A 6653-nucleotide genomic window follows, 5' to 3' on the forward strand; every position below is an offset into this window, starting at 1 on the left:
TTTATTGACGAGGCTTTTTTGTTTGACAATAGCGCTGTGCCCGAGTGGTGGAATGGTTTACACAGCAGACTTAAAATCTGTCCCCCGTCAGGGGTTGCCGGTTCGAGTCCGGCCTCGGGCACCAATCAACGGTTTCACACCGTCTCAAAACACCTTATAACCCGCATGCTTCCTAGCATAGCGGGTTTTTTGTTGCCTCAAGTGATGTCACGGACTATCATGACATACCATCAAATTTATGGCATTTTTGCTGGTATCTCGACATGCCATCAAACGACATACCAGCAAAAGGCAAATCATGGCCCTGACCGACACCTTCGTTAAGAATGTAAAACACACGGGTTCAGCTGCTGGCGACAAACACGCGGACGGCGGCAACATGTACCTGTTGGTGAACGCTGGCGGTAAATACTGGCGTTTGAATTACCGATTCGACGGGAAGCAAAAGACGCTGGCGCTGGGTGTTTACCCGTCTATATCACTTGTTGATGCCCGTCAACGGCGCGAGGCTGCACGCAAACAGCTTGCCCACGGCATTGACCCTGGCGCAGTCAAACAGGCAGCTAAGGAGGCTCAGGCGGCTGTACTTGCCACTACATTCGAGAAGGTGGCGCTGGATTGGCTGGACAAGACCAGAGCGGTTCGCGGCACAAGCACCCAGGCGAAGACGACCACCTGGCTGCAAAAGGACATGTTCCCCTACATCGGGCAAATGCCTATGTCCACCATCGGGCCGCGTGACGTGCTGGGCGCATTACGGCACATGGAAGCAAGGGGCGCATTGGACGCGGTGCAGCGGCTCAAACAGATATGCGGACGGGTGTTTCGCTACGCTGTGGCCACGGGCAGCGCAGAGCGCGATGTGACGCAAGATTTGAAGGGTGCCTTAACCACGGCCACACCAAAGCACTTCGCGGCCATTACAGGCCCCAAAGAGGCTGGCGCATTGATGCGTGCCATTTATAGTTACAGCGGACACCCGCAGGTGATCGCAGGGTTAAAGCTATCTGCCATGCTCTTTGTCAGGCCCGGCGAGCTGCGCAGCATGGAATGGGCTGAAATCGACCTTGACTCGGCTGAGTGGCGCATACCTGGCATTAAGATGAAGATGAAGGTCGACCACCTTGTTCCGCTATCGACTCAAGCGCTGGAGATTATCCAAAGCATGAAGCCAATAACCGGGGCGCGGCGCTACGTCTTCCCCAGCATGGGACGTAGCGAGGACAGGCCCATGAGCGAGAACACCATCAACAGCGCATTGCATGCCATGGGCATCCCCAGAGAAGCACACACGGCACACGGGTTCCGGGCCATGGCCCGAACCATCATGGATGAAGTGCTGGACGAACGTGTCGACCTGATCGAGCACCAACTGGCCCATGCCGTCAAAGATCCTAACGGCAGGGCTTACAACCGCACGGCACATCTGCCAGCACGCCGGGCAATGATGCAGCGGTGGGCTGACTACCTGGATAAGCTACGCATTGGCACAGACGTGATTCCGTTGCGTACCGGAACACAATAGCTGTTTTTACCAGCTTTAGTTAGATTGCCAAAACACGTGTCCTCGGCGGGCTGAGCTGGCACCATATTTAGGGGGCGAATGGCATTCATGAAATTCAAAGCAAAAAAGCACTACACCTTTGCCGAACTGGTAGCGAATTGGGGCTGCGGCTTTGATGACTTGGTGCAAGCGGTGATTGACGGTGAATTGATCCCCAGCATTCACATCAACGGCAAATACGGACTTTGTCTATTTACACCTGATCACAATGCGGATGGCTCGCTGCAGATTGAAAGCATTTCAGAAGACGATTGTCCGGCAACACAAGGCCGCACTGGTTTCCATTATTTAATCTGGCCGCGTCGCATAGGTGTTGCGGATTGCCAGTTTTGCTTTTTTTCGGAAAGCGCCACTGGCCACGATGAAGGTGATACTTGCTTTGTGCTAACTTCGCCCATTGGCATGGCGCAAGTTTTAGAGCAGAGCGTTTTCATGTCTGAAGAAATTGCTCGGGTTGAAGCGGCTAGCGGAGATAAGTCTGCAGTACAGGCCGAGGAAATCTTGTTGTCCATCAAGGATGACACCCTGTTGAAACTGGTGATTGGCATGGCAATCATGGGTTACCGCTATGACCCGGTAGCAAAAAAAAATACTGCAACCAAAGACATCGTAAACGATCTAGCCGCACTTGGTATCAAGATTGATGATGGCACGGTACTCAAGTATTTGAAGATTGCGGCGACCACCGTATTGCCCGCAAAGCCGCCCCAGTCATAGATCAAAACTGAATTCGGTAATCAGCAAACCGAATTCAGTCACAACACACAACGAAACATTTTCAATCCTTTCAATCCCTGCAAATTGTTGCAGTGGGGTTTATAAAGGTTTGAAAAATGTCACACGGTTTTAACTTCAAAAGCAAGCCCACGGCTTTAGTGGCAGCGGCCACCACAGCACCCGATCAGGCAGTGTTTGATCGACTACCAGATTCAGCCTGGCTACGCGAGTCGCAACTGGTGCGCAGCCCTAAAAATCCGGACAGCGCCATAGCCCCCCTACCATTTTCTGCACCCACACTGTGGCGCATGGTGAAGCTGGGCAAGTTCCCCAAACCCACCAAATTGAGCGCGCGGGTTACCGCCTGGCAGGCCGGGCAGGTGAGGGCTTGGATGACGGCTCAGGCCATGGCGTAAGGAGCACACACCATGACCACCAACACCACGCAAAAGGCCGCTGGAGAGACTAACTCCAACGGCCCACACACTGACACCAACAGTGTGTATTTTCCCACTGACGGCACCCCAAGTAAAGCCATTGCGCTGCCCTCAGTTCTCTCGCCCAGCAAGGCCGCTATTCTGGCCGCGCTGAAGGTGCTATTCGATCCGGCTGATGTGGTCGAGCTTCGTGCATTGACCACCAGGGGCCGCAAGCGTACCGACTCGGGCTACTTTGATGCCGACCACTGGGACGACCTCGCAGAATACGCGAAGTGCCTGAGTGAAGGCGGCGCTGCGGTTTACATCACATTGAACCCAGTTGATCCCCAACTGCTGAGTCGATATTCGAATCGCGTTCAAACCAACGCCAGCCCCACCACCAGCGACAAGGACGTGACACGGCGGCGCTGGCTGCTGATTGATCTGGACCCAGTGCGCCCATCAGGCACAAGTGCAACCGCCTCCCAGCTTGCGGCGGCGGCGAACAAGGCCCGTGAGATTCACAGCTACCTGATGGACATCGGCTGGCCTAAGTCCGTCGTGGCCTTGTCGGGCAACGGTTACCACCTGCTTTACGCTATTGACTTGCCTAACGACGCGGCTTCGACAGCGCTGGTGAAGGCAGTGTTACTGGCGTTGGGTGAGCGCTTTGACGATGACCACACCAAGGTCGATAGGACCGTTTTTAACGCTGCGCGGATATGCAAGCTGTATGGCACCGTTGCCAACAAGGGCGACCACACCGCAGCGGCACCATGGCGGCTGTCACACCTCATGGACACCCCTGTGCGTGTCGAGGTGACTGTGGCGCAGCTTGCCATGGTGCAACCCCCAGCACGGGCAGCGGCACCCGGCACAAGGCTCGCTACGGCTTCGCCTACATCCATAGTGGGCAGTTTTAACCTGGAAGACTTTTTTGAACGGCACGGCATGGTTTACACCGCTGACCTGCATAACGGTAGTGAGCGGTTCAAACTGGCAGTGTGCCCATTCAACCCCGAGCACGTCAACGGTGAAGCAGCAGTGTTTCGCAAGCCGTCGGGTGAACTGGGTTTCAAGTGCCAGCACGATTCCTGCGCGTCATATGGTTGGCGAGCGGTGCGGGAGTTGCTGGATGGTCCGCAACCAGGCGGTGTGCACTCAATGGCTGCTAACTCAAGTATTGCCACGCCAAACGGGCAATTTGTTGCTCAAACCGGCGCGCCAGCCAACGCTACATCGAGTGACGACCTGCATCGCCTGCGGGATGCCATTGCTGCAATCCCGGCGTCTGCAAGTCTGGCAAACCATTCTGCGGCGCAAGTCATAGGTATGGCTTTGCGCCATGTGTCCGGCGGCATTGATGAAGACGTGGGCCGAGCTTTGTGTAGCGAATGGGATGCCTTAACAGGCGGCGCGGCGCTAACTGTTTTCGATCAAAGCGATCCCCACTATTCAGCGACCAGGCCATTGGGACTGCCCAGCGTGTATTCACTGGCGCAGATGCATGGATGGACTGATTCAGCACCATGGTCAGCGCCAACGCCACTGCCTGATCCGTTGCCCCCTGTGATGCCCTTTGACGAAAATTTCTTACCGGTAGCATTGCGGCCCTGGGTGATGGACATTGCCCATCGGATGCAATGCCCGGCAGACTTCCCGGCAGTGACAGCGTTAGTGGCCTTGTCCAGCCTCATTGGTGCGCGTGCCGTGGTGCAACCCAAAGCACAGGACACTTGGCAGGTAGTGCCCAACTTGTGGGGCGTGATTGTGGGCAGGCCCGGCGTGAAGAAGTCTCCGGCCTTGAGTGAAACATTAAAGCCACTGGACAAGCTACAGGAGCACGCGTCTGACGCGTGGCAGCTAGAAAACGCTGTATGGGAACTCGACTGCAAAGTGACTGAAATGCAAGGTCAGGCGAACGAAACCGCAGCCAAGCGTTTGGCTGCCAAAGATCCGGTGGCGGCGCGTGCTTTGCTGGTGCCTGTGGACACACCGGCAGGCCCTTTGGCTCGGCGCTATATCGTGAACGATGCCACGGTAGAAAAGCTAGGTGAGCTAATGCAGCAAAACCCCTGGGGCACCTTGTCCTATCGGGATGAGCTTTATGGACTGCTCACTGGCCTGGACAAGCCGGGGCAGGAAGGTTCCCGGGCATTCATGTTGCAAAGTTATGACGGCAATCAGGGTTACACCTTTGACCGCGTTATGCGCGGCACCGTGCACGTTCCGCGTGTATGTCTGGCGATGATCGGAGGCATTCAACCGGGCCGCATTCAAGAATATGTTCGCGGTGCGATGGCAGGTGGCAGTGCAGACGATGGTTTGTTGCAGCGCTTTGGTTTGGCAGTATGGCCGGATATCGCAAGCGATTTCATCCACGTTGACCAGCCTCCTGACACTCCAGCCAAGCAAAGCGCCCTAGACGTGTTTGCGCGTCTCGCCGAACTACAGCCTGCAAACGATACCGAGCCAGTTGTCTGGCGCTTTAACGAGGCGGCGCAAGCCTTGTTTGTCGCATGGCTGGTTCCCTTTGAGGGCGAGATTCGCGGAAATGAGCTGCATCCGGCCATGATCTCGCACCTGGCCAAATACCGCAAGCTGATCCCGGCGCTGGCGCTAATCTTTGCCTTGATCGACACACCGGACAGCGGTGGCGTGATTCATGAAGCCGAACTGATCCGGGCACTGGCCATGGGTGACTACTTACGCAGCCATGCGAACCGCCTGTATGCGGCGGCGGTCATGCCAGAGACCAAGGGTGCGGCAACCCTGCTATCCAAGATCAAGGCAGGAAAATTGGCTGGCATAGATGGCGTGATCACTGATCATTTCACGCCCCGGCAAGTGGCGGTCAAACATTGGGCCGGTTTGAGTTCGCCGGCTGATGTGCGCAAGGCCGCTGAGTTGCTGGTGGACTATGACTACCTGCGCCCCGTTACAGCGCCAATGGGTGCATCAGGTGGCAGGCCCAGCGAGCGCTATGCAATCAATCCGGCAGTGCTGAAAGACATTGCAGTGGGAAACAGCTGGCGCGGCTGATAAATCAGCATTGCCCCCAGTGGGGGCTATGAAACCTACAAAACCCCCTGGGTTACCTCAGCATGGGGTTTTGTAGGTTTTGTTGCCTGCACTCTGGTACCTGCAGGAAAGTCTGAAAAGCTGGGCCGTGGTGCGCACCGGCCACCCTGGGCTAAACTGCCATAGTCTTGACACTACTGATCGCGCCCTGATGGCTGACAACTACGACGACTATTCCAAAGAGCAACTATTGCACTTGCTGCGCGAGCGTGACAGGCGGCCAAATTTTGGACTGGTGTGGGAGCGCGACGAGATTGACCACGACCTATCTGTGAACAACGACTTTGTGGCGTTGGACTGGGATGCTGCTCTGTCTTGCGGCGACGGCCCGCAAAGTAACTTGATCATTGAGGGTGACAACTTCGACGCCCTGCGCACCCTGCGCATGACGCACGCTGGCCGGGTGAAGTGCATCTACATCGACCCGCCCTACAACACCGGCAAGCGCGACTTCATTTACAACGACAGCTTCATTGACAAGGAAGACAGCTACCGCCACTCCAAGTGGTTGGAGTTCATGTACCGGCGGCTGGAACTGGCAAAGGAACTATTGACCGAGGACGGGGTGATTTTTGTATCCATCGACGACAACGAGATGTTTCATTTGGGTGTTTTGATGGAACAGGTATTCGGCCTTGGCAACCGAGTAGGTGTCATGGTCTGGAATAACGTCACTGACAATAATCCGACCCGCATTGCAGTCGAGCATGAGTACATCGTCTGCTATTCGGTCAACATAGACTCCTGTGAATCGCTCCGGGAATTGAGGAGGCTCCAAACTTTGAGAAGATGGAGCCATGAGTAAGAAATCAAATCGTTTTTCCCCCGAAGTGCGCGAACGCGCGGTACGCATGGTGCAGGAGCACCGTGGC

5 protein-coding genes and 1 tRNA gene are annotated in these 6653 nt (G+C 55.7%); all 6 read left to right on the plus strand.

Annotated features, from left to right (window positions below; translation table 11 throughout):
- Positions 1 to 38 precede the first annotated feature (38 nt).
- The 6 genes from PHQ58_RS22920 to PHQ58_RS22945 all read left to right on the plus strand — a co-directional run bounded on the left by PHQ58_RS22920 (position 39) and on the right by PHQ58_RS22945 (position 6586).
- Positions 39 to 124, plus strand: a tRNA-Leu gene (locus PHQ58_RS22920).
- 174 nt (positions 125 to 298) lie between these two features.
- On the plus strand, positions 299 to 1525 hold the full coding sequence (locus tag PHQ58_RS22925; protein WP_300116069.1) for an integrase arm-type DNA-binding domain-containing protein: 1227 nt from the start codon (positions 299 to 301) through the stop codon (positions 1523 to 1525).
- 87 nt (positions 1526 to 1612) lie between these two features.
- Positions 1613 to 2281 (plus strand): hypothetical protein, encoded by a 669-nt coding sequence (locus PHQ58_RS22930; protein ID WP_300116071.1) that lies wholly within the window; start codon positions 1613 to 1615, stop codon positions 2279 to 2281.
- A gap of 116 nt (positions 2282 to 2397) precedes the next feature.
- The gene (locus tag PHQ58_RS22935) at positions 2398 to 2697 is read left to right on the plus strand and encodes an AlpA family transcriptional regulator (RefSeq protein WP_300116073.1); all 300 of its coding nucleotides are present in this window, start codon (positions 2398 to 2400) and stop codon (positions 2695 to 2697) included.
- A gap of 12 nt (positions 2698 to 2709) precedes the next feature.
- Positions 2710 to 5742 (plus strand): YfjI family protein, encoded by a 3033-nt coding sequence (locus PHQ58_RS22940; RefSeq protein ID WP_300116075.1) that lies wholly within the window; start codon positions 2710 to 2712, stop codon positions 5740 to 5742.
- 190 nt (positions 5743 to 5932) lie between these two features.
- Positions 5933 to 6586 carry a site-specific DNA-methyltransferase gene (locus PHQ58_RS22945; RefSeq protein WP_300116077.1) on the plus strand — a complete coding sequence of 218 codons (654 nt, stop codon included), beginning with the start codon at positions 5933 to 5935 and terminating at the stop codon, positions 6584 to 6586.
- Positions 6587 to 6653: the final 67 nt, after the last annotated feature.

The organism is Rhodoferax sp. (assembly GCF_028688795.1).
In the GTDB taxonomy this organism is placed as follows: domain Bacteria; phylum Pseudomonadota; class Gammaproteobacteria; order Burkholderiales; family Burkholderiaceae_C; genus Rhodoferax.